The following is a 22217-nucleotide window of genomic DNA, read 5'->3' as shown; positions in this document are numbered from 1 at the left end:
CAATAAAACAAAGTGAACGATGACCAGAGCGGCGCACATGAAATATAACTGTGACAACAATTCCAGATTAAACCCCATCATAGGGGGGAATGCCCAGTTTAAGTTCACAAATAGGCGTGGTTATTCAGTGGATTATACCGACAATCACCTGTTTTCCGCCTTGGCGGCCAGGTGCAGGCCGGGCTGGTCGAGGCGCAATTGTTGCAGGAAGGCGTGATCGTGCGAGACCACCAGCAAGGCGCCCTGGTACTGCGCCAGCATCCGCTCCAGGGCTTGCAAGCTGGCCAGGTCCAGGTGATTGTCGGGCTCGTCGAGCAGCAGCATTTGTGGCGGTGCCTCGGCATACAGCTCGGCCGCCAGCGCCACCTTCATCCGTTCGCCGCCGCTGAGCAAACGGCTGGCCATGGTGGCGCGCGCGCCGGCAATGCCCAGCAGCGCCAGCCGCGTGCGCAACTCGCCTTCCGCCATGGTGGGATGGCGCGCCTGCAAGCGCTGCACGGCGCTCAGCTCGCCGTCAAGGCTGCCCGCATGCTGGTCCAGCCAGGCCAGCCTGCCATGGCAGATCGCCTCGCCGCTGCTTGGGGCCAGCAGGCCGGCGATCACGCGCAGCAGGGTCGACTTGCCGCTGCCATTGTCGCCCGTGACGGCCAGCCGGCGCGGACCGGACAGCAGCAGTTCAAACGGCTGCGCACTGCCGTGCGGCAAGACCAGACCACGCAATTCCAGCATCAGCTTGCCATTCGGCACGCGAGTGTCGGGCGCCAGCAGCAGGCGCTCGGCATCGGGCGCACAGCGTTCGCTGGCCTCGCGTACCCGCTGCTGGCGCTCGGCCCGGGCCGCCTGCGCGCGCAGGCGCAGCTTGCCCTGGCTGTCCTGGCTGCCTTCTTTTCGCGCATCGAGCAGCAGCTTGCTTTGATTGGCGTGACGGCCGTCGCGTTCGCCGCGCGCCACATGGCGCTGCTGGCGTTCTGCCAGTTTGTGCGCCTCGCGCTGCCCGCGTTTTTCAGCGGCTTTTTCCGCCTGCAGGGCACTGGCAAAACCGGCCTGCTCGGCCGCGCGCTGCTGTGCATAAAACGCGTAATTGCCACCGTAGCTGCGCAAGCCCCGGGACGACAGCTCGACGATCTCGTCCACATGCGCCAGCAGACCGCGGTCATGGCTGAGCAGCAGCAAGCCGCGCGGCCAGCGCGCAATTTGCTGCACCAGCCTGGCGCGCTGGGTGGCATCGAGATGATTGCTCGGCTCATCAAGAATCAGCCAGTCGGCCTGCGACAGCCAGGCGCCGGCCAGCGCGATCCGCTGGCGTTCGCCACCGCTCAGGCTGGCCGTGGACGTATCGGGCCGCAACTGGCCCAGGCCGATCTCGTCCAGGGCTTGCCGCAGGCGCGCACCGGCATCCCAGCGCTCGCCCACCAGCGCGTAGTCCGCTTCATCGATGGCACCAAAGGCAATGCGATCGAGCGCGGCCAGCACGCCATCGACGCCGGCCAGCGCGGCAACCGTGGGAAAGTGCTCGGGAGCCAGTTCCTGCGCCACATAATGGACCAGGCCGTCGCAGCGCACGGCGCCGCTGCCGGGCATCAGCTGGCCGGCCAGCAAGCGCGCCAGCACGCTCTTGCCCACGCCATTGGCGCCGACCAGGCCGACGCGCTGCGGCGTGAAGGAAAACTGCAAGTGGTGAAACAAGGGCGTGCCATCGGGCAGCACATGGGAAAGATGGTCGAGTTGCAGTAATGCAGGCATGCGGATACTCCTTGTACAAGGCTGGCGAACCCGCGCGGTGGCGGGATGGGCTGGGCCGTGCACAAGCACGGCAGTATCAATGGCGCATGTCGAATGTCCTGGAGAATGAGGTAAAGAGCGGCCAGTGTAGCAGAGGATGCGGGATTGCTCCTCTAACGCTGGCCTTGCGTCGTGTCGCCAAACAGGTTTTTATACTCGCGCGGCTGCGAGCGCCAGTACTGCGGCGGGGCCTGCACCTGGGCGCCCAGTTTGGCCGCCGCATGCCAGGGCCAGCGCGGATCGAACAGCATGGCGCGCGCCAGCGCCACCATGTCGGACTGGCCGCCGGCGATAATGTCTTCGGCCTGCTGCGCCTCGGTGATCAGGCCGACACTGATGGTCGGCATGCCGGTTTCTGCCTTGATGCGTTCGGCAAAGCCCACCTGGTAGCCGGGGCTGAGGGGAATCTGCTGCTGCGGCGACACGCCACCGCTGGACACGTGGATAAAGTCGGCACCGAGGCGCTTGAGTGCATGGGCAAACCGCACGCTTTGCTCGATCTCCCAGCCGCCCTCGACCCAGTCGGTGGCGGAGATGCGCATGCCGACCGCCACGCTGGCGGGCACGGCAGCGCGCACGGCCTCGTACACTTCCAGCGGAAAGCGCATGCGGTTTTCCAGGCTGCCGCCATACGCGTCCGTGCGCTGGTTGGCCAGCGGCGACAAAAACTGATGCAGCAGATAGCCATGCGCGCCATGCAGTTCGATGCCTTCGATGCCGAGCGCATGGACCCGCTTGGCGGCGGCGACAAACGCGGCTTTTACTTGCAGCAAACCGACCTCATCGAGCGCGATCGGCACCGTTTCACCGGGTGCATGGGCCAGCGCCGACGGCGCCACCGTCTGCCAGCCGCCTTCCGACAAGTGCACGCAGTTGCCGCCCTGCCACGGCGCGCGGCTCGACGCCTTGCGCCCCGCGTGGCCCAGCTGCACGATTAGCGGCATCGATGCATGGCGGCGTATCGCCTGCACCACCTTGCCCAGCGCTTGCTGGTTGGCATCCGACCACAGGCCCAGGTCCTCGGCCGAAATGCGCCCCTCCGGCGAGACAGCGGTCGCCTCCGTCATCAGCACGCCCGCGCCCGACAGCGCCAGATGGCCCAGGTGGATCATGTGCCAGTCGGTGGCGTTGCCGTTCTCGGCCGAGTACTGGCACATGGGGGCGATGGCGATGCGGTTGACCAGGGACAGGGGGCCCAACTGGTAAGGCGTGAATAACTGGCTCATGGATGACTCCGGCTTGATGAAGCACAGATGGTACCGCGATCAGAAAAACGGTGGATTACACCTGCTTACGTTTGATACAGCGCAACGTCTATCCTGCCGCGAGGAGCACCGGTACTCTGGACACATCGTCAACCCAGACATTGTTTTTCAGGAGACCAGCATGAACAGCACCGCCACCAGCACCACCGCCCGCATCCACCCCTTGATGGCCGGCGCCGCCATTTCCGCCACGGTACTGTGCCTGGTCGGCGCGGCATCGATTGCCGGCATCTTGCCGAACTCGCGCGCCAACAATGCGCCGGCCGTGCCGGCAGAGCTGGCGGCCACTAACCTGGCAGCCCCGCTGGCCACGCCAGTGGCGCCGCAAGCGCTGGCCCCGGTTGCAGCGCCAGTGGCCGCACCCGTGGTAGCCCAAGCAGCGCCAGCACCGGTCGTGCACAAACGCGTGGTCCACCGCGTGGCGCAAGCGCGCCCAGCCAGCCGCGACGACGATTACGCCTACCGCGAACCGGTACGCCAGCAGCCAGTACAGGCACAGGCGCCCGCCCAGCCCAACTATGTGGGCATCGGCACCGGCGCCGTAATTGGCGGCCTGATCGGCAACCAGGTGGGCGGTGGCCGCGGCAAGGCGCTGGCGACGGTGGCCGGCGTGATCGGCGGCGGCTTCCTGGGCAATGCGGTGCAGAACCAGGTGCAGCAGCCGCAGCGTTAATAAAAATCAGTCGTAAGGACCGAGATAGTCGAGCTTGCCGATGGTGACGCCGTTGTTGCGCAGGATGGCGTGCACCATCGAAACGTGAAAATAGAAGTTCGGCAGCGCAAAGCTGAGCAGATAATCGTCACCGGCAAACTTCGTGCCCTCGTCGGTCCAGTTCAGCACCACTTCGCGCTGGGCGCTGCCCGCCATCTGGCCGGCATTCACGCCTTCGACATAGGCGATGGTGTCGGCGATGCGCTGCTGCAGCTGCTCGAACGACGTTTCATTGTCCTCGAATTTGGGCGCGGGAATCGCGCTCAGGCGCTGGACCGACAGCTTGGCCGTATCGCTGACCCGCTGCACCTGCGCCGTCAGGTCCAGCATGTCGGGCGCCAGCCGCGCACCCAGTAGAATTTCCGGCACGATGCCGCCCTGCTCGACATGGGCCTGCGCTTTTTCCAGCAGGTTTGAAACGACGCGCAAGCCGCGCACGAAGACGGGGACGGTGGCCTGGTACATGGATACGGACATTCTTCACTCCTGAGTGTTGGCGATCAGCCAGTGTAGCCGAGGCCGGCCGAAGCCGTGCGCACGCGGCACGCTACTTGTCCAGGTTAACCTTGCCGTCGGCCGCATGCAGCGGCTGGCTGTCGGCCACCGGTATCGGTTGAGGCTGCTTGCGCCGGCCCGTGAAAAATTTCCAGATCGCCGTGGCACCGCCGAACAGCACCACCAGCAGCACTTTCTTGAAAGCCAGCAGCAGCGCGATCAGCTTGCCGAACAGGCCCAGCTTGCTCGCCACGCCACCGGCCACCAGCGCCGCCAGGCCATATTCGGCCACCTTGTCGGTCTTGCTGTCGAAGTCGGCATAGCGGTTACCGGGCGTAAATTCGGTAAACGCCGTCACTTGCCGCATCTCCTGTTTAATCGTGTCGATCTGGTCCATGCCGGCGATGGCGTTCAGGTTCAGCACGCCTTCTCGGCCCAGCACGCGCACGTTGTAGTTGAGCGAATGTGCGCCGCCATCGGCCATCAGGTCCTTGGCCCAGTACAGTTTATGGCTGTCCTTGGCGTAGCTGGGTTTTTCCGCCCAGCCCATCAAATGGATGGCGGGATAACCCTGTTCCTTGCGCTGCTTGTTGCCTTCCAGGACGGATGCCTGCATGTCTTTCAGCAGTTCGTCGTACTTGATGCTGTCCGCATCGTCGTCCTTGATATGGCCGTCCTTTTCATAGGTGACGATCACGCCCCAGCTATCGCGCTCGAGCACGCTGGTGGCGGCCGGCACGATCATGCCCAGCGACTCGAAACCCGGTGGATTGCCCCAGGCGTCAACCAGCACGCGCTCGGCGTCGGCCGGCGACAGATAGCGGAAATTGGCGGGCAAATCGAGGGTGGCGATACCACCAGGCAAGGTGATCTTGCCGCGCTGGAATTTCAACTGCGCCAGGAACTGTTCCGCCGTCATCTCCGGCGCGGCCGGCTTGTCGGCGGCATGGGCGCTGGCCATCAGGCCGGCAAAAGACAGGCACACAACGGCCAGCAGCTGTTTCAACATACGATATCCAGGGATGATGAGGGAGAAGCAGTTATTCTAAATGAAATAATTGCTCGATGGATAATTATTGCCGTGCGGAATGAAATAACAAAAATGGCGCCAGGCAGGTAACCCCGCGCTGGCGCCATAGACTTGTGCATCAGTAAACAATCAGGCCACGCGCACCACCATCAGCCCGGCCCGCAGTCCCACGCGCACATCGGGATTCGGAAACACCACCAGCTCTTCCGCATGTTGTACCGTGTAGACCGTGTCGCCATCGCTGGCGATCACGGCATGCTGCGGCAGCGACGTGAAATTGTGCGTGCCGCGGTCAAACGCCATGCGGAATTCATCGCTGTGCTTGATGATTTCCTGCGCCACCTTGAACACATGCGGCGCCGCCTTGACGGCTTGCTGCGGCAAGCCGCGCAACAGGCCATCGAGCGCCTGCGCCACGTCGTCGAACAGCGATAAATCATTCTGGCCCAGGGTGCCCACGCGACCCAGTTCCACCGTGCTGGCGGCCGCGCCGCAATGCTCGGCCGAGTAATAGCTGTAGGTGCCGGCCGATTGCGGATTCATGATGATGGCGCCGATCGCCGCCTGGCCCAGCCAGGCTATCAGCGCCGCCTTGGCGCCCTCTTCCACCAGGTCCGGCACGATGGCGAACGTCGGGTAGACGGACGGGCGGATCGCGGTATGCAGGTCCAGATGCCAGCGCACTGGCCCCGCATCGCCGAAGAACGCGCTGGTTGCCGCGATCATGTCATCGGCGCGCGCGCTTTCCGCCGCTTGCGCCAGACTGCCGCGCACGGGACGGAACATGCGGTTCAGGTCCGCATCGATAAAGCGCTTGCCGGCGCGGATGGCGTCGACATTGCCGACACACACCAGCAGGTCGACCGCCAAGGAGTGCGCATCGCGCGACAGCGCGTCGAGCAGATGGGCCAGCACTTCGATCGGCCCCGTCTCGTCGCCATGCACGCCGACCGACAGCACCACGCTGGGGCGATTGAGGTCCGCAGAATGGGACTTCACCTGCAGCATGCCGGGCGCCGGCAGCGCCACGGCAAAGCCGGCATCGGCGAACAGCTGCGCAACAGCGCCGAAGTCCGCCTGCGCCAGCGCCTGCACGGCTGGCGGCAAGCCGCCAGATTGTGTCGCGTCCGCCGTCATCAGGCCGCCGCTTCCGCCGGCACGCCCTTGTTGACCGTCTCGGACAAAGTCCAGACGTCCAGCATGGCTTGTTCCAGTTCCGTCGCCGCCACATAGGCCGACAGGCCCAGCGCGCTCGTCACCGCATCGACGGCATTGCCTTCACCTTGCTCGGCGCGCGCCAGCACCTGCGTCAGCAAGCGCTGTTGCGTACGGCGCAGGGCTTGCTGCGCATAGCTGCGCAACTGTTCCTGCGACTTGCCTTGCGCCGCCAGCTTCAGGCCGCGCTCGAGCGTATCGATGCCGGCCTGGCTGCGCAGGGCCAGGCCCACTTGCAGGAACGCCGCCAGGTCCATCGCCGCAGGGCGCGGCACCGACAGGGCCGGGAACAGGAAGCCCGCCACCACGTCCAGCGCATCGACCGCATCCCAGGCCTGCACAAAGGCCGGCGTCAAGCCGGGCACCAGCGCCGCTTCCGACTTGATGCCGACCGCTTGCAGCAGCTCGCGCTTCGATTGCGCGCCGAACAAACCGGTCAGCTCGGCCAGGCCGGCGCCGCGCAATTGCTCGCCCGGCACCGACAGCACGCCAGCGATCATGGTTTTTTGCAGCGCGCGCGTTTGTGCATCGACCTTGATCGACACTTCGCGCGGAATCGTCAAGGCGTCCGCATCGAGCGCGTCGAACACCGGCGCCAGGTTCAGGGCCACCAGGGCCTGGCCCCAGGCCAGGATCACGGCCGCTTCATCCACGCCATGTTCGCTTGCCAGTTCGCGCAGCATCAGCGGGCCGCAGCGGTTGACCACTTCATTGGCCAGCACGGTGGCCAGGATGGCGTTGGCCAGCGGATGGTCGAGCGCGGAACGGGTTTCCACCAGCAGCGACGGGAAATACGGTTTCAGGACCGGCTCGGCCCAGCTCTCGTCCGTCAATGGCAGGGCGGCCAGGATGCGCTTGTAGCGGTTTTTTACATTCGCGATCACCACCGCCAGCTCCGGCGTGGTGAGGCCACGGCCGTCCTGCTTGCGGCGCGCCAGTTCGGCCACCGTCGGCAGCTGCTCCAGGTCGCGCGACAGGGCGCCCTCTTCTTCCAGGCTGGCGATCAGGGCGGCGTAACCATCCTGCACCGCACCCTCGCTTTGCGCCTGCAATTCGCGCACCAGCAAATGCGTCTGCTGCGTGTTGTCGCGCAGGACCAGGCGTTCGACATCGTCCGTCATCGCATACAGCTCGCGGTTGCGCTCCGCTTCCGTCAGCTTGCCGGCATTGACTTCCACGTCCAGCCAGATCTTCACATTCACTTCATGGTCCGAGCAGTCGACGCCGGCGGAATTGTCAATCGCATCGGTAAAGATGCGGCCACCGGCCAGCGCGAATTCGATACGGCCGGCCTGGGTGGCGCCAAGGTTGCCGCCCTCGGCCACCACTTTCACGCGCAGCTCATTGCCGTTGACGCGGATATTGTCATTGGCGCGGTCTTTGACCTGCGCATGGGTTTCGGTCGAGGCCTTGATATAGGTGCCGATGCCGCCGTTATAGAACAGGTCGACGGGCGACTTCAGGATGCGGTGCATCAGTTCTTCCGGCGGCAAGGACGTTTCCGCGATATCGAGCGCGGCACGGATCTGCGGCGACAGCTCGATGCTGCGGGCGCTGCGCGGGTACACGCCGCCGCCCTCGGAGATCAGCTCCTTGCTGTAGTCTTCCCACGACGAGCGTGGCAGCGCGAACATGCGGGCGCGCTCTTCAAACGAGACGGCGACGTCCGGCGTCGGGTCGAGGAAGATATGGCGGTGATCAAAGGCCGCCACCAGTTTCAGCTGGCGCGACAGCAGCACGCCGTTGCCGAACACGTCGCCCGACATGTCGCCCACGCCGACCATGGTGATCGGGGTGGTGTTCAGGTCGTGGTCCATTTCATAGAAATGGCGCTTCACGGCTTCGAACGCGCCCTTGGCGGTGATGCCCAGTTTCTTGTGGTCGTAGCCGTTCGAACCGCCCGAGGCAAACGCGTCGCCGAGCCAGAAACCGCGCTGCACGGCGATGCCGTTGGCGATGTCCGAGAACGTGGCCGTGCCCTTGTCGGCGGCCACCACCAGGTAAGGATCGGCTTCGTCGAAGCAGACGGTATCGACCGGCGGCACGATATTGCCCAGCGAGCGGTTGTCCGTCACTTCCAGCAGGCTGGCGATGAACAGGCGGTAGACGGCTTCGCCTTCGGCCGCGATGGTTTCGCGCACGGCGTCTTTCGGCATCTGCTTGCAGACAAACCCGCCCTTGGCGCCGGCCGGCACGATGACGGCATTCTTCACCATCTGCGCTTTCACCAGGCCCAGTACTTCGGTGCGGTAGTCTTCCATGCGGTCGGACCAGCGCAGGCCGCCACGGGCGACCGGGCCGCCGCGCAGGTGCACGCCTTCGAAGCGGCGCGAGAAGACAAAGATTTCGCGGTACGGGCGCGGTTCCGGCACCAGCGCCAGGCTGCTGGTGTCGAACTTGAAGATGATCTTGTCGCCCTGTTGATTGTTCTGGAAGTAGCTGGTGCGCAGGGTGGCCGCCATCAGGTCGGCCAGCGCGGCCAGAATTTCCTCGGTATCGGCATGGTTGACCGACGCCAGTCCCGCCTTGATGCCGACGATGGTTTCCAATGCGGCGGCGTGCTGTTCATCGGACAGCGATGGGTCGAAGCGCTGCAGGAAGGCGTCGACCAGGGCTTTGACCAGGGCCGGCTGGCGGCGCAGGCTTTCGGCGATATAGCGCACCGAGAAGCGGCTGCCGGTCTGGCGCCAGTAGCTGGTATAGGCGCGCACCAGTTGCACTTCGCGCGTCGACAGCCCGCCTTCGATCACCAGGCCATTGAGGCGGCCGTCTTCGGCCGTGTCGTTGAACAGGGCCGCGAACAGTTCTTCGGCCACCTGCGCCACGTCCGGCTGCGCCAGTTTGGCGGCGCTGTCGGCGTCGACCGTCAGGCTGGTGACGAAATAGCGCGTGCCTTCCGGCGAGAAGATCGAATAGGCCTGCTCGCGGTCGATCGCCACGCCGGCGTTATGCAGCGCCGGCAGGATGGTCGACAGCGACGGCACGCGGTTGGCCGAATACAGGCGGATGGTGGTGACAGGGCCGGACTCGATGCGCACGGCCACATTGGCCGCATCGGTATTGCGCAGGATGGTGTCGAGGTCGCGGTAGGCGACGGCCGGCGCGGTGGCGGCCACGTAGTCGAGCGGCAGGGTGGCGCACAGCTTGCGCAGGCTGGCCCGCAAGGCGACATCGGGCACGGCGTCGGCGACGGCCGCAAAGCCGTTGTGCCAGCCATCGAGCACGCCCAGGAGCGGCTGCTCGATATCGGTTTCCAGGTCGAGCGGATAACGCGCCGCATGGGCGATCAGGTAGACGCGCGCCAGCGGGCCGTCGGCCACCAGCGTCTGCATGCTGACATGGGTGGCGCCGGAACTGGTCTTCAGGGCTTTGGCCAGGGCGCTGGCCACGCTGGCGCTGTAGCGCTCGCGCGGCAGGTAGACCAGCACGTTCAGATGGCGCGCATACACGTCGCGGCGCGCGAAGACCTTGGTGCGCGGCTGCTTGTACAGCGAGACGACGGCGCCGCACACTTGCACCAGCCAGTCCAGGTCCGCTTCCAGCGCTTCGGTGCGCGGCAAGGACTCGAGGATTTCACGGAATTTCTCGGCGCGGAAGCCTTGCTGGCGCACGCCGGCCAGGCTCAGGACCTTGGCCACGCGGCCGCGCGCAAACGGCAGCGCCGCCAGCGGGGTGGAATTGCCGGCGCGTGTAAACAGGCCGACAAAACAATGTTCGCCGAGGATGGCGCCTTGCGCGTCGGTGTCGCGCACGCCGATGAAATCTAACTGCTGGTCGCGGTGCAAGGTGCCCGCCACGTCGGCCTTGACGATGGACAGGGCCGATTCACGCTTGGCCAGGGTGTCGAAGTCGCCGGGAATATTCGCCAGGCTGGTGTCGTAAATGGGATGCGTGGTGTCCTGCAGCACGCCGATGCGGCTCGGCAGGTCGCGTTCCAGTTCGCGCACGCCGGGCTTGACGCGATAGTAGCCATAACCGAAGACTTCAAAACCACCGCTGCGCGCCCATTCCAGGAAGGCGGCCACTTCCGGGCCTTCTTCGCCCTGGGTGGTGGCGGCCACCGCCGACAGGCGTTCGTCCATGGCGGCGCTGTCGCGGCGCACCACGGCAGCGTCGCGCGCCACCAGTTCGATCGCGGCCACCAGCGCGGCTTGCGCGTCCGGCGACAGTTCTTCGTCCAGCAGCACCAGCACATAGGACTCGAGCGGGTCGCCCGGCTGGCGCACCGCTTCCACGCTGCCGTCACCGGCGCGGCGCACCGGCAGCACGGTATTCATCACGCCGCGCACGGCCAGGTGCTGGCGGCGCATGGCCATCACGATGGAGTCGACCAGGTAGGGCATGTCCTGGTTCAGGATCAGCAAGGCGCTCGCCATGCCGCCACGGCCATCGGCGTAGCGCAGGGTGGCGATCTGGCAGCCGTCGCCGCTGCGGGTGGCCGCCTGCGTGAAGCCGTCGACGAGGACCGGCGCCAGGCTATCGGGCGCGATATCGGCCAGGTCTTCCGCGTCGAGCGAATCGAGCCAGGCTTGTACCAGTTCGGTGACGGGCTTGCTGGCCGCGCTGGCCTGCACCAGTTGCAGCGTTTGCGTGCGCAAATCTTGTGGCGTGTGGTTCATCTTGCATCTCCATGTCGGTAGTGTGTGTGCAGCGCGGCCATGCGGGCTTGTGGCTGGCCGGCCGTGCTGTCAAAGGGCGGGGTTGGCCCGTCCAATTCTGTCATTGGGTATTGCCAATAGTGCGGTTCCTACAAATCGTACAATCCCGGTAAGTTGAGGATGACCGTCAGTTCTTCAAGCGCGGCATGCACTTCCAGCGCCAGCTGCGGGTCGGCCAGGTCGGACGGCTCAAGATGGTCGCGGTAGTGCTTTTCCACCCAGGCCACCAGCCTATGGTACAGCGCTTCCGTCATGATCACACCCTGGTGCATGGCGCGCGCCTCCGATGCAGTCAAGGCCACGCGCAAGCGCAGGCAGGCCGGCCCGCCGCCATTGCGCATGCTCTGGCGCAGGTCGAAATGTATCAGCTCGTCGATCGGCGCCTCACTGGCCACCAGGCCTTCCAGGTAGCGCGAGACGGCCTTGTTTTCCTGGCATTCCTGCGGGATCACCAGCGCCATCCTGCCGTCTTCCTTGGTCAGCAGCTGGCTGTTGAACAGGTAGCTGGTCACCGCGTCGGCGATCGGCACCTGGCCCGTGTCGACGCGCACCGCCGCCAGTTGCGCGCCGGCGTCCGCCAATGCGCGGCGCAGCTGCGACAGGCTGCCTTCTTCATCGGCAAATGCCTGCTCGTGGTAGAACAGCACATTGCCGTTGCCGACCGCGATCACGTCGTTGTGGAACACGCCCTGGTCGATCACGTCCGGATTCTGCTGCACGTAGACCGTGCGTTTCGCGTCCAGGCCATGCAGTCGCGCCACGGCTTGCGACGCTTCCAGCGTCTGGCGCGCGGGGTAGCGCTTCGGCGATGGGGCGGAAGGATCGAACTCCACCCGGCCATATACGAACAGCTCCACCGACGGCGCGCCGTGCGAGGCGCCCAGGCGCGTGTGGTTGGCCGCGCCCTCGTCGCCAAACGCCGGCGTCGACGGCAGCGCATCATGCACGGCAAAGTGTTTTTCATCGCCGAAGATGGCGCGCAGGCTGCGCGCCGACTGACCATGCTCGAAGGCGCGGTGCAGCTTGTTGTTCAGGTTGGCGGCCGTAAAGTGCACGCGCCCGTCAGCGGTATCGGCCGACGGACTGACGGTGGCGGCATTCGCCGTCCACATGGGCGAGGCGGAATAGGCGCAGGCCAGGATCACCGGCGACTCCTTGTACGCGCGCGCCAGCACCTCGGCGTCGCTGCCGGTGAACCCTATCGAGCGCAGCAAGCGGAAGTTGGGCCGGTCCTGCGGCGGCAACAGCGCTTGCGCAAAACCGCGCGCGGCCAGCGCGCGCATCTTGGCCAGGCCCTGCAAGGCGGCCTGCTTCGGGTTCGAGGCGCTTTTGACGTTGCTGAACGAGGCGACATTGCCGAACGAGAGCCCCGCATAGTTGTGCGAGGGGCCCACCAGGCCGTCAAAATTGTATTCGCGCGTGCCGTGCATGGTCACTCCTTAGAAATGCAAACCGGGCGACAGCTTGGCCGGCAGGGACAAGGTCGCGTTTTCGATCGAGGCGACCGGATAGGCGCAGTAATCGGCCGCGTAATAGGCGCTCGGCCGATGATTGCCCGACTTGCCGATGCCGCCGAACGGCGCCGTGCTGGCCGCGCCCGTGGTCGGGCGGTTCCAGTTGATGATGCCGGCGCGCGCGCGCGTCTGGAATTTCTTCCACAGATTGTCGTCGTCGGACAGCAGCGCCGCCGCGAGACCAAACTCGGTGGCGTTGGCCACCTTCAGGGCCGCGTCGAAATCGCTGACGCGGATCACCTGCAGCAAGGGGCCGAACCACTCTTCGTCCGGGATGCCAACGGCGTCGGTGACGTCGACGATGCCGGCCGTGACAAAGCCTGCCTCCGGGTTCAGCTGGCGCATCTGCAGCAAGGTCACGCCACCCTTGGCCACCATGTCGGCCTGCGCCTGCACCAGGCGTTTTGCCACGGCGGCGGAGACGACAGGGCCCATGAACGGCTCGGGCTGGGCGTTCGAGGCGCCCAGGCCCAGCTTGCCCGCCACTTCCACCAGGCGCGCCACGAAAGCGGCACCGGCAGCGTTGTCCTGCACCACCAGCCGGCGCGCGCAGGTGCAGCGCTGGCCGGCCGAGACAAATGCGGAAAAGATCGCGTGGTGCACGGCGGCGTCCACGTCCTGCACATCCCATACCACCAGCGCATTGTTGCCGCCCATTTCCAGCGCCAGCATCTTGCCGGGCTGGCCGCCGAACTGGCGGTGCAGCGAGACGCCGGTCTGGCACGACCCCGTAAACAGCACGCCGTCGAGCAGGGCGTTGGCGCCCAGCGCCACACCGGTATCGCGCGCGCCGTTGACCAGATTGAGCACGCCATCGGGCAAGCCGGCCTGCTGCCACAGCTGCACGGTTTTCACGGCCGTGCGCGGCGCATATTCGCTGGGCTTGAAGACGATCGTGTTCCCGGCGATCAGGGCCGGCACGATATGGCCGTTCGGCAGGTGGCCCGGAAAATTGTACGGACCGAACACGCCGAACACGCCGTGCGGACGGTGGCGCAGCACGGCGTCGCCGTCGGCAATGGTGCTTTGCGTGATGCCGGTACGTGCGTTGTACGACTGCACCGAGATATCGATCTTGTTGGCCATGGTGGCCACTTCCGTGCGCGACTCCCACAAGGGTTTGCCCACTTCCTCCGAGATCAGCAGGGCCAGTTCTTCGGCATTGGTTTTCAGCAGGTCGCGAAAGCGCACGCAGGCGGCGATGCGCTCGTCGACGGGCGTGTCGGCCCAGGCATCGAAGGCGGCGCGGGCGGCCAGGCAGGCCTGTTCCACATCCGCCTCGGTCGCGGCCAGGCTGGCCCAGGTCTGGCGGCCGTTGGACGGGTCGATGGTCACCAGTTCGGCGCCGCTGCCGGGCAGCCAGGCGCCGTTGATGAAGTTCGATGGGGCGGATGCTGGATTGAATTGTTCAGACATGGGTATGCTTCCTCGGGTTGAGTGACAGCGTGCGCACGGTGTCGCCGTGCCGGCAGCGCAGCAGATGCAATTCATCGTCGTGCAATGCCAGCTTGCCGCCTTGCGGCATGGCGTCGGTGACGATCATGCGGAAATCCTTCAGGTCGGTGTTCGACACCAGGTAAGGCTCGGCATCGGCCGGCAATGCGCAGTTGTCCGCACTGGCCTGCGCGTCGAGCACGGCCGGCAGGCTGTCGCGCATGGCGCGCAGTTCCGACACGCGCGCCTGCAGCACCGGACCGGCGTCGAAAATATCGACATAGCCCTCGAAGTGCAGGCCTTCCTGTTCCAGCAGCCGGCGCGCCGGCGCCGTGCTCAGGTGGACCTTGCCGATCACTTCCTGCGCTTCGTCGGGCAGGTAGGCCACGTACATCGGCTGGCGCGGCATCAGCTCGGCGATGAATGATTTTTTGCCGAGGCTGGTCAGGTCATCGACATGGTGGAAATCCATCTTGAAGAAGTGGCGGCCCAGGCCTTCGTAGAACGGCGAACTGCCGTCCTGGGCCTGGTAGCCGCGCATCTCGGCGATCAGCTTTTCCGTGAACAGGTGGGGGAATTGGGCGATGAACAGAAAACGGCTTTTCGACAGCAGCTTGCCGTTGTTGCCGCTGCGGTAATCGGGGTGCAGGAACAGCGAACACAGTTCGGTGCTGCCCGTCAGGTCGTTCGACAGATACAGCGTTTCCATGCGCGTAAACACATCGAGTTCGCGGCTGGAATGGACCAGGGTGCCGATGCGGTAATTGTAAAACGGCTCTTCCAGGCCGACCGCGCCCTTGATGGCGCACACGCCGGCCAGGCGGCCCGAATCGGTATCCTCCATGACGAACATGTAGTCGCGCTTCTCGGGCGGGATGGTTTCGGCAAACGAGGCGCAGGCAATCGCCAGCCGGTCGCCCAGCATGGTCATGTCGGGTTTTAAAGTGGTCATGCCGGTGCCGACCTGGCTGGCCAGGCCGTACAGGGCGTCCAGGTCGGAAGCGTTGATGGCGCGAACTACTAGCATAGGATTCCTCGGTTAGATGCGCACGCAGATGACGCTGTCGCCGGCGGACACCGCCAGCGCGTCGAGCAGGTCGGCAGGCAGGCCCACCGTGTCCTGCGCTTCCAGCGCATCGCAGGCAAACGTGACGGCGCGGAAATTGCGCTCGGCGCCGGAGGCGATCGCATAATTGACTTTCAGGCCGGTGCGGCTGGGCGTGATGCCGGCCGTCACGCGGCGGGTCAGCGACCCGGTAAACGAGCGCAGCGAATTCTTGTGCGCCTGCAGGATCGGACCGCCATCGAAAATATCGATATAGTCGTCGGCTTCAAAACCCTCTTCCGTCAGCAAATTGAAAGCCAGTTCGCCGCTCGGATGGATCTGGCCCATGGCCGCCTGCGCGTCGCCGGGCAGCAGCGGCACATAGACCGGGTAGTGCGGCATCAGTTCGACGATCAGGGTGCGGTTGCGGGCGCCGCCGATGACCTTTTCGGCATCGAGAAAATCCATCTGGAAGAACTTGCGGCCCAGCGCATCCCAGAACGGCGACTGGCCGTTGCCATCGGTGATGCCGGCCAGCGGCACGAAGAAACGGTCGCCGAAACGGTGCGGCGCCAGGACGGCAAACAGCAGCCGCGCGCGCGACAGCAGCGCCGCTTCCAGGCCCGCCTGCTCCATGTTGCGCACATAGAAGCCGGATAACTGCGAGTACGCCGTCAGCTCGGAACACAGGGTCAGCGCATGCACGCTGTGGCTGATGTTCAGGTCACGCGAGACTTGCTGGATGACGTCGTTGCGAAAGGAAAAATAGGTGCCGTTCGAGCCGGCCGAAGCGAAGATGGCGGCCGTGCCGAAGATGCTGTTATCAAGCAGCGATTCGAGCACGAACAGATACGATTCTTCGCTGGGGATGTCGACGTGGGCGGCAAATGAGGCGATGGAGCGCTCGACGGAAGCGGCGATTTTCTCGCGTGTCTTCGGCAGGGTATGGACACCCGGCATGGTGACCGCGGCCAGTGCTTCGAGGGCCGCGATATCCGCGATGGCTACCGGACGGACAACATACATGGAGACTCCTTGAACACAGGGTAAAACCAGGCCGGCCCGCGGCAAAGGCGGCGGGCCGGTGAAGTGATGCTGCGGTGTCTTGCCGGCTTATGCCTTGAGCAGGCCGTCGATGCCGGCGCGCAACAAGCGACCCGCCTCGGCAATCTGCTCATCCGATACGATCAGCGCCGGCGCCAGGCGCACCACGTCCATGCCGGCGATCAGTACCATCAGGCCTTGCGCCTCGGCCGCCTTCTGGATGTCTTTCGCGCGGCCTTTCCAGGCATCGCTGACGACCAGGCCCAGCAACAAGCCGCTGCCGCGCACCACCGAGAACACTTGCGGGTAGTCGTTGATCAGGCCTTCGAGCATGGCGATGGTGTTGACGCTGGCTTCCTTCACGCGCGCCAGGAAGGCCGGCGTGTTGATGGTTTCCAGCACTTTCAACGCGACGGTGGTGGCCAGCGGGTTGCCGCCGTAGGTGGTGCCGTGGGTGCCGACAGCCAGGGTTTGCGCCAGCTCTTCGGTGGTCAGCATGGCGCCGATCGGATAGCCATTGCCCAGCGCCTTGGCGGCCGTCAGGATGTCAGGCGTCACGCCATAGCCCATGTAGGCGAACAGGGCACCGGTACGGCCCATGCCGCACTGCACTTCGTCGAAAATCAGCAGGGCGCCGGTCTTGTCGCACAGGGCGCGCAGTTCCTTGAGGAATTCAGGATTGCCCGGCACCACGCCGCCTTCGCCTTGCACCGGCTCGACGATCACCGCGCACACATCGTCACCGATGGCGGCGCGCGCCGCTTCGATATCGTTGTAGGCGATATGGTCGATCGATGGCGGCAGCGGCTCGAAGCCTTCCGTGTACTTGGACTGGCCACCGACCGAGACGGTGAACAGGGTGCGGCCATGGAAGGAGCTGAAGCACGAGATGATGCGCGACTTGTGCGCGCCGAATTTCGTATGCGCGTATTTGCGCGCCAGTTTCAGCGCCGCTTCATTGGCTTCCGCGCCCGAGTTGCAGAAGAAGGCGCGGTCGGCAAACGTTGCTTCGGTCAGCGCTTGCGCCAGGCGCAGCACCGGCTCGTTGGTGTAGCCATTGCCCAGGTGCCACAGGGTGTTGATCTGCTTGGTCAGCACTTCGACCAGCGCCGGATGGCAGTGGCCCAGGCTGTTGACGGCGATGCCGGAGGTGAAATCGAGGTAATGCTTGCCGGACTGGTCCCACAGATCGAGGCCGGCGCCGCGCACGGGCACCATGGCGGCGGGAGCGTAAGTGGGAACGAGAACCTGATCATAGGTTTCGCGGGTGACTGGACGAGCCGTTACGGTCGAATCAAGCTTGGCATTCATAGCATTCCCCATCAATATGTTAGGTACTCCCGCAGCTACGACAGCTGCGCGTGTACTGCATTATAAAAAGCGGGATGCTAAAACTCTTTTGAATCTGCGACAAGGTTTTTCACAATTCATCACATGTAAATCCCGTGGCAACCCTGATGGAGTCTAGCCTGGCGGCATCAGTTTCCTTTGGCGCTCTTCGCGGGGAGTGTTGCCGAACAGCGTGCCAAACGCGGTGGAAAAGTGCGAGCCGGACGAAAAGCCGCACATCAGCCCTACTTGCACAATGGAATAGTGTGTATCAAGCAATAGTTGCCGTGATCGTTGCAATCGCAGCTCCAGGTAGTAGCGCGACGGCAGGCTGCCCAGGTATTGCTTGAACAGCCGTTCCAGCTGGCGCCGCGACAGGCCCACCAGGCTGGCGATGTCGTCGGTCGACAGCGGCTCCTCGATATTGGTTTCCATCAAGGTCACCGCTTCCGACAATTTCGGCTGCAGCACGCCGAAGCGCGCCTGCAGGGCCACCCGCTGGCGCTCCTCCTTGCCGCGCACCTTGTCCACGCACAGCGCTTCTTTTATCAATGCCTGGGCGTCGGCGCCGAAAATCGTCTCGATCAGGGTCAGCGAAAAATCGATGCTGGCGGCACCGCCGCAGCAGGTGATGTGGGGACCGTCGATATCGAACAGATGCGGCGTCAGGATGGCGCGCTCGGCCTTGGCCTCCGCATCGGCATACAAGGCCCAGGGCAGGGCGATGCGCACGCCGTCCATCACGCCGGCGTCGGCCAGCCACAGCACGGCCGCGCCCACCCCGCCCCAGAACGGCGCCGAGCGGCAGCGCTCGATCACCGCACGGCACAATTCAGGGGCCAGCGGCTCTTCGGTCTCGTCGGCCACCAGCAGGGCCACATGCCAGTGGCCGCCCTGGGCCGCCACCTGTTCGGGCGTGCGGATCTCGAGTTGCAGCGAATCAGGCCCCAACGCACGCGCGCACAGGCGCAGCGGCTGTACCAGGCCGGCCCAGGTAATCGATTCGGCGTCGCCCGCATGGATCAGCAGCAAGCGCAGCGGTTTATCGAGGCCGATACGGGAGAGATTGGCAAAGGACATCGGCAGGCGGAGTCGGGTCGAGGGCTGGAGTGCGCACATGATACCGGAGTTCGGGGGTGCCGGAAAAAAGCCGGACAGAAGGATATAATCACGCCCTATGGGTGAACGATATTTAAAAAGTATCCGGCTGCTGGCCGAATGCATGCAAGGCTTCGAACGCTTTTCGAGCGACTTCGTGCGCCAGTACGGCCTGACGCATGCGCAGTTCGACATCATCGCCACGCTGGGCAATACCTGCGGCATGTCCTACAAGGAACTGGGCCAGAAAACCCTGATCACCAAGGGTACGCTGACGGGCGTGATCGAACGGCTGGAGCAAAAAGGACTGGTCAAGCGCGAACGCTGCACGCGCGACAAGCGCTCCTATTTCGTGCGCCTGAGCACAGAAGGCGAGCAAGTGTTTCATGAGGTGTTTCCCAAGCTCACCCGGCAAGGGCAACACTTGTTTGAAGGCTATACCGAAGACGATTTCAGCCGCCTGGAAACGACCCTGGCGGGACTGAAACAGGCCATTGCAAACGGCCACAGCTGAAAACTCATCAAGCAAGCATCTAACAATATCAAAGGAAACCAAGTTGAAAACCTCCCTGCTCGACGGCAAAAAACCTGCCCATTTCGACAAACACATCATCGGTAACCTGCTGCTCAACGCCAGCACGCCGGAACTGGTGCGCCAGGAAAAACTGATCATCGGCGTGCGCAACGAAGACGGCGAAATCTACCGCCTGATCGGCGCCACCAAGCACAACAGCTTCATGAACGCGGTCGAGGAGTTGTTCGACCTGGGGCTGACGGATGAACTGGAAGACAGCGATGAGCTGGTGGAAGGTTGCGACGCGATCTTCAGTGAAGTGTTGTAAACCGTAAAATTTGCACCGATGGGCATGGCGCATGGATTGCGGCATGCCCATTTTTCGTTTACCAGGCAGTTGCTTGCACCAACTTGCTTTATTTGCGAAAAAATCAAGTTGAAAAAGTTCCGCAAAGAAATATTGCGAGTATAATTTTTTCGATGAACAGACTCGACGCCTTTAAAAGTATCGCCGCACTTGCTGGCCGTGGCGAGCTGACTTTCCCCGCCAATGTGGACGCTTCGCTCAAGCTGCAGCAGGCGCTGGCCGATCCCGATTGCCATATCGAAGCGGCCGCCAAGCTGGTGCAGGCCGACCCGCTGCTGGCCGCGCGCACGGTGGCGATCGCCAATTCGGCCGCCTTCAACCGTTCCGGCATCGAAATCACAAGCGTGCGCAATGCGGTGCAGCGCCTGGGCGTGCGCACCTTGCAATCGGTGGTGGCCGCGCTGATCGTGCGCCAGCTGGGCAGCACGATCACCGACCCGGTGCTGCAGGCCAAGGCCGCGCAGCTATGGGAGCATACGGCCCATGTGGCGGCGCTGTCGCAGGTGATCGCGCGCCGCGTGACCAAGGTCGATGCCGATACGGCGCTGTTTTCCGGCATCATGCATGAAGTGGGCGGCTTTTATCTGCTGTCGCGCGCGGCCGAGTTCCCTGGCCTGCTCGATGGCGAACCGCAGGAATGGGTCGAACATGGCGAGCAGGCGATCGGCCACGGCGTGCTGTCCAAGCTGAAGGTACCGGAGGCGGTGATGAACGCCATCGCGTCGCTGTGGGAAGGCATGCGCGCGATTCCCCCTGAATCGCTGGGCGACACCCTGCTGCTGGCCAACGACCTGTCCCCCGTCTCGTCACCGTTGAACGAAAGCCCGGCGGCGATTGCCGTGCGCAACGCCCGCGCCGCGCGCAGCATCGACTGCCTGATCGGCGACGACGCGACCTTGTCGAGCATCCTGGCCGACGCCGACGAGGAAGTGCAGTCGCTGCTGCACGTGCTGGTTCACTGATCTTTCTTGACCGGCGCCACGGGCGCCGGTACCGGCCGGGCGGTTTCGACAATCAGTACATGCTTGTCCACCGCGGGCGTGCGCTGCCGCTGCTGCACCACCATGGTGGCAATCGCGCGGGTACTGAGCAGCGGCTTGGGGTGGCGTGGCATGAACATGGCGGTCCTTGTCGATCAGCGTATGTTGCCCAGATGCAGGCACTTGGCAACTTTTCAAGTGACCAAAAAAAACCCGCTCGAAAGCGGGTAAAGTCCAAAGCTAGGGATGTCCTGAAAGAGACAGTTCCATCTTATGTCCGCCTGCAGGCGCGCTCCGTGCGCTGGCTAACGTAAGGCCACACTATCGTGTTACCACAGGGGATTGGTCTCCTGCCAGGCCCGCAGCTGTTGCACGCGGGCAAACCAGGCTTGCAGATGTTCATACTGCGCCAGCGGCAACGCGACCTTTTCGCTGTACATCATCGGTGCGGCCAGGGCGAAATCGGCCAGGCTCAGGCTGTCGCCGCAGACCCAGCTGCGGCCAGCCAGGTGGTTGTCGAGCACGAACGCGCATTCGGCCAGTTCGCGCTCGCCGCGCGCCACCTCCAGAGGATCGGCATCGCCGCAGCCCGTCATGCCCTTCCATGCCCGTTCCCAGGTCAGCACGCCTATGGCCGGCGCGAAATGCTGCGAACACCAGAACATCCAGCGGTCGACGTCGGCGCGCGCCTGGGCTTCTTCGGGATACACGGTCTGGCCCGGTGCCTTGCCGGCCAGGTATTGCATGATGGCGCACGATTCCCACAGCAAGAAGGTGCCATCGGCCAGCACCGGCACCTTGACGTTGGGGTTGAGCTCGGCCAGGCGGCGGCGGTCGTCCATGTTCATCAGGTCGACTTCGGCCAGCTCCACCGGCAGCTCGAGGTGGATCGCCGTCATCAGGGTGCGGCGGGCGTTGGACGACATGGGGTTGTGATACAGGCGCATGATGATGGCTCCGGTCAGTGAAGAAGCCACCATGGTACGAGCCGGCACTGACAGTTTTTGTCAGGAGAAGCGCTTACGTTTCCGGCTCGATATCGTACATCTTGCGCCATACTGTCAGCAGTTCATGGCGGCGTTTGGCATAGCGTTCGCCACTGTCGACGCTGGCGATGCGGTCGATGCGAAAATGGCGGTAATCGCCGCGCAGTTCGCACCAGGCGGCCAGCAAGCGCTTGCCTTCGAAATACGCCAGCGCAAACGGCCAGACGGTGCGCGCGGTGGCATTGCCGTGCTCGTCCTGGTAGCCCAGGGTCAGCTTGCATTCATGGCGGATCGCCTCGCGCACCGGCTGCACGAAACGGTCGGCCGGCGCGCCATCGTCGGCGGCCTTGCCCAGCGGCACCCACAAGCTGGTGTCGGCCATGCTGTCGCGTAAATCGCGCGGCGAGGCCGTGGCGATTTTTGCCAGCGCCTTGCTGGCCGCCTGGGCCAGCGCCGCATCGCCCTGGCGCCGCACCCAGCGCGCGCCCAGCACCAGCGCTTCGAGTTCATCGGCATCGAACATCAGGGGCGGCAAAAAGGCGCCGCGGCGCAACAGATAGCCGACGCCGGCCTCGCCCTGCAGGGGCGCGCCCAGCTCGGCCAGGGTCTGGATATCGCGGTAGATGGTGCGTTCGGAGACACCCAGCTGCTGCGCCAGCTGCGCCGCCGTCACCGGCACCCGCTTGGCGCGCATGGCGTCCATCAACAAAAACAAGCGGCCGCTGCGGCTCATGATGCCCTCACCTATA

At 64.5% G+C, this 22217-nt stretch carries 19 protein-coding genes; 4 read left to right on the top strand and 15 right to left on the bottom strand.

The annotated features are described in order from the left end of the window. Positions 1-144: 144 nt before the first annotated feature. Together Q8L25_RS06260 and Q8L25_RS06255 are read right to left on the bottom strand one after the other, a co-directional pair. A complete protein-coding gene (locus tag Q8L25_RS06260; protein WP_308924048.1) occupies positions 145-1743 on the bottom strand; it encodes an ABC-F family ATP-binding cassette domain-containing protein in 1599 nt (532 codons plus the stop codon). Positions 1744-1895: 152 nt separating this feature from the next. Continuing rightward, positions 1896-3008 (bottom strand): NADH:flavin oxidoreductase/NADH oxidase, encoded by a 1113-nt coding sequence (locus tag Q8L25_RS06255; protein WP_308924047.1) that lies wholly within the window; start codon positions 3006-3008, stop codon positions 1896-1898. A 160-nt stretch (positions 3009-3168) separates the two neighbouring features. Between Q8L25_RS06255 and Q8L25_RS06250 the strand changes: the two genes are divergently transcribed. Next, positions 3169-3720, top strand: coding sequence for a glycine zipper 2TM domain-containing protein (locus tag Q8L25_RS06250; protein ID WP_308924046.1), 552 nt, complete (start codon positions 3169-3171; stop codon positions 3718-3720). Positions 3721-3726: 6 nt separating this feature from the next. Here the strand turns inward: Q8L25_RS06250 and Q8L25_RS06245 are convergent, their stop codons facing one another. The 10 genes from Q8L25_RS06245 to Q8L25_RS06200 all read right to left on the bottom strand — a co-directional run bounded on the left by Q8L25_RS06245 (position 3727) and on the right by Q8L25_RS06200 (position 18603). Further along, positions 3727-4236 carry a DUF1993 domain-containing protein gene (locus tag Q8L25_RS06245; RefSeq protein ID WP_308924045.1) on the bottom strand — a complete coding sequence of 170 codons (510 nt, stop codon included), beginning with the start codon at positions 4234-4236 and terminating at the stop codon, positions 3727-3729. Between the two features lie 70 nt (positions 4237-4306). Further along, positions 4307-5263: a DUF2167 domain-containing protein gene (locus Q8L25_RS06240; protein WP_308924044.1), complete on the bottom strand. Its 957-nt coding sequence runs from the start codon at positions 5261-5263 to the stop codon at positions 4307-4309. 150 nt (positions 5264-5413) lie between these two features. Continuing rightward, positions 5414-6421, bottom strand: coding sequence for a succinylglutamate desuccinylase (locus Q8L25_RS06235; RefSeq protein WP_308924043.1), 1008 nt, complete (start codon positions 6419-6421; stop codon positions 5414-5416). Next, positions 6421-11118, bottom strand: a complete 4698-nt coding sequence (locus Q8L25_RS06230; protein WP_308924042.1) for an NAD-glutamate dehydrogenase domain-containing protein — start codon at positions 11116-11118, stop codon at positions 6421-6423. Before Q8L25_RS06230 ends, Q8L25_RS06235 begins: the two co-directional genes overlap by 1 nt. Before the next feature lie 128 nt (positions 11119-11246). Continuing rightward, positions 11247-12587 (bottom strand): N-succinylarginine dihydrolase, encoded by a 1341-nt coding sequence (astB, locus tag Q8L25_RS06225; RefSeq protein ID WP_308924041.1) that lies wholly within the window; start codon positions 12585-12587, stop codon positions 11247-11249. Positions 12588-12596: 9 nt separating this feature from the next. Continuing rightward, a complete protein-coding gene (gene astD / locus Q8L25_RS06220; protein WP_308924040.1) occupies positions 12597-14087 on the bottom strand; it encodes a succinylglutamate-semialdehyde dehydrogenase in 1491 nt (496 codons plus the stop codon). After that, entirely contained in the window at positions 14080-15132 is a 1053-nt protein-coding gene (gene astA / locus Q8L25_RS06215) for an arginine N-succinyltransferase (RefSeq protein WP_308924039.1), read from the bottom strand. The genes astD and astA overlap by 8 nt, the downstream gene beginning before the upstream one ends. Before the next feature lie 12 nt (positions 15133-15144). Continuing rightward, on the bottom strand, positions 15145-16176 hold the full coding sequence (locus Q8L25_RS06210) for an arginine N-succinyltransferase (protein WP_308924038.1): 1032 nt from the start codon (positions 16174-16176) through the stop codon (positions 15145-15147). Positions 16177-16263: 87 nt separating this feature from the next. Further along, complete coding sequence (gene astC / locus Q8L25_RS06205; protein ID WP_308924037.1) at positions 16264-17505, bottom strand: acetylornithine/succinylornithine family transaminase; 1242 nt, start codon at positions 17503-17505, stop codon at positions 16264-16266. Positions 17506-17658: 153 nt separating this feature from the next. Then, positions 17659-18603, bottom strand: a complete 945-nt coding sequence (locus tag Q8L25_RS06200) for a helix-turn-helix domain-containing protein (protein ID WP_308924036.1) — start codon at positions 18601-18603, stop codon at positions 17659-17661. Positions 18604-18745: 142 nt separating this feature from the next. Between Q8L25_RS06200 and Q8L25_RS06195 the strand changes: the two genes are divergently transcribed. From Q8L25_RS06195 to Q8L25_RS06185, 3 genes are all read left to right on the top strand, one after another. Continuing rightward, positions 18746-19135 (top strand): MarR family transcriptional regulator, encoded by a 390-nt coding sequence (locus Q8L25_RS06195; RefSeq protein ID WP_308924035.1) that lies wholly within the window; start codon positions 18746-18748, stop codon positions 19133-19135. 43 nt (positions 19136-19178) lie between these two features. Continuing rightward, the gene (locus tag Q8L25_RS06190; protein ID WP_308924034.1) at positions 19179-19463 is read left to right on the top strand and encodes a hypothetical protein; all 285 of its coding nucleotides are present in this window, start codon (positions 19179-19181) and stop codon (positions 19461-19463) included. 152 nt (positions 19464-19615) lie between these two features. Then, positions 19616-20464 (top strand): HDOD domain-containing protein, encoded by an 849-nt coding sequence (locus Q8L25_RS06185; protein ID WP_308924033.1) that lies wholly within the window; start codon positions 19616-19618, stop codon positions 20462-20464. Here the strand turns inward: Q8L25_RS06185 and Q8L25_RS06180 are convergent. The 3 genes from Q8L25_RS06180 to Q8L25_RS06170 all read right to left on the bottom strand — a co-directional run bounded on the left by Q8L25_RS06180 (position 20458) and on the right by Q8L25_RS06170 (position 22201). Next, positions 20458-20622, bottom strand: coding sequence for a hypothetical protein (locus tag Q8L25_RS06180; protein ID WP_308924032.1), 165 nt, complete (start codon positions 20620-20622; stop codon positions 20458-20460). The two genes, Q8L25_RS06185 and Q8L25_RS06180, sit on opposite strands and share 7 nt — an antisense overlap. A gap of 189 nt (positions 20623-20811) precedes the next feature. Continuing rightward, positions 20812-21462, bottom strand: a complete 651-nt coding sequence (locus Q8L25_RS06175) for a glutathione S-transferase family protein (RefSeq protein ID WP_308924031.1) — start codon at positions 21460-21462, stop codon at positions 20812-20814. Between the two features lie 40 nt (positions 21463-21502). Beyond that, positions 21503-22201: a YafY family protein gene (locus tag Q8L25_RS06170; protein WP_308924030.1), complete on the bottom strand. Its 699-nt coding sequence runs from the start codon at positions 22199-22201 to the stop codon at positions 21503-21505. Between the last annotated feature and the right edge of the window lie 16 nt (positions 22202-22217).

This window comes from Janthinobacterium sp. J1-1 (assembly GCF_030944405.1).
Classification (GTDB): domain Bacteria; phylum Pseudomonadota; class Gammaproteobacteria; order Burkholderiales; family Burkholderiaceae_D; genus Janthinobacterium.
Note: the sequence above shows the minus strand (reverse complement) of the source record. Positions and strands in the feature narration are given on the sequence as shown.

Excerpts from the sequence above, each read along its gene's own strand:
- Q8L25_RS06230 (WP_308924042.1), bottom strand. The coding sequence starts at position 11,118 with ATGAACCACACGCCACAAGATTTGCGCACGCAAACGCTGCAACTGGTG.
- Q8L25_RS06245 (WP_308924045.1), bottom strand. The coding sequence starts at position 4,236 with ATGTCCGTATCCATGTACCAGGCCACCGTCCCCGTCTTCGTGCGCGGC.
- Q8L25_RS06185 (WP_308924033.1), top strand. The coding sequence starts at position 19,616 with ATGAACAGACTCGACGCCTTTAAAAGTATCGCCGCACTTGCTGGCCGT.
- Q8L25_RS06175 (WP_308924031.1), bottom strand. The coding sequence starts at position 21,462 with ATGGTGGCTTCTTCACTGACCGGAGCCATCATCATGCGCCTGTATCAC.
- Q8L25_RS06210 (WP_308924038.1), bottom strand. The coding sequence starts at position 16,176 with ATGTATGTTGTCCGTCCGGTAGCCATCGCGGATATCGCGGCCCTCGAA.
- astB (WP_308924041.1), bottom strand. The coding sequence starts at position 12,587 with ATGCACGGCACGCGCGAATACAATTTTGACGGCCTGGTGGGCCCCTCG.
- Q8L25_RS06170 (WP_308924030.1), bottom strand. The coding sequence starts at position 22,201 with ATGAGCCGCAGCGGCCGCTTGTTTTTGTTGATGGACGCCATGCGCGCC.
- Q8L25_RS06260 (WP_308924048.1), bottom strand. The coding sequence starts at position 1,743 with ATGCCTGCATTACTGCAACTCGACCATCTTTCCCATGTGCTGCCCGAT.
- Q8L25_RS06240 (WP_308924044.1), bottom strand. The coding sequence starts at position 5,263 with ATGTTGAAACAGCTGCTGGCCGTTGTGTGCCTGTCTTTTGCCGGCCTG.
- Q8L25_RS06250 (WP_308924046.1), top strand. The coding sequence starts at position 3,169 with ATGAACAGCACCGCCACCAGCACCACCGCCCGCATCCACCCCTTGATG.
- Q8L25_RS06180 (WP_308924032.1), bottom strand. The coding sequence starts at position 20,622 with ATGTTCATGCCACGCCACCCCAAGCCGCTGCTCAGTACCCGCGCGATT.
- astA (WP_308924039.1), bottom strand. The coding sequence starts at position 15,132 with ATGCTAGTAGTTCGCGCCATCAACGCTTCCGACCTGGACGCCCTGTAC.
- Q8L25_RS06255 (WP_308924047.1), bottom strand. The coding sequence starts at position 3,008 with ATGAGCCAGTTATTCACGCCTTACCAGTTGGGCCCCCTGTCCCTGGTC.
- Q8L25_RS06200 (WP_308924036.1), bottom strand. The coding sequence starts at position 18,603 with ATGTCCTTTGCCAATCTCTCCCGTATCGGCCTCGATAAACCGCTGCGC.
- Q8L25_RS06235 (WP_308924043.1), bottom strand. The coding sequence starts at position 6,421 with ATGACGGCGGACGCGACACAATCTGGCGGCTTGCCGCCAGCCGTGCAG.
- astD (WP_308924040.1), bottom strand. The coding sequence starts at position 14,087 with ATGTCTGAACAATTCAATCCAGCATCCGCCCCATCGAACTTCATCAAC.
- Q8L25_RS06195 (WP_308924035.1), top strand. The coding sequence starts at position 18,746 with ATGCAAGGCTTCGAACGCTTTTCGAGCGACTTCGTGCGCCAGTACGGC.
- astC (WP_308924037.1), bottom strand. The coding sequence starts at position 17,505 with ATGAATGCCAAGCTTGATTCGACCGTAACGGCTCGTCCAGTCACCCGC.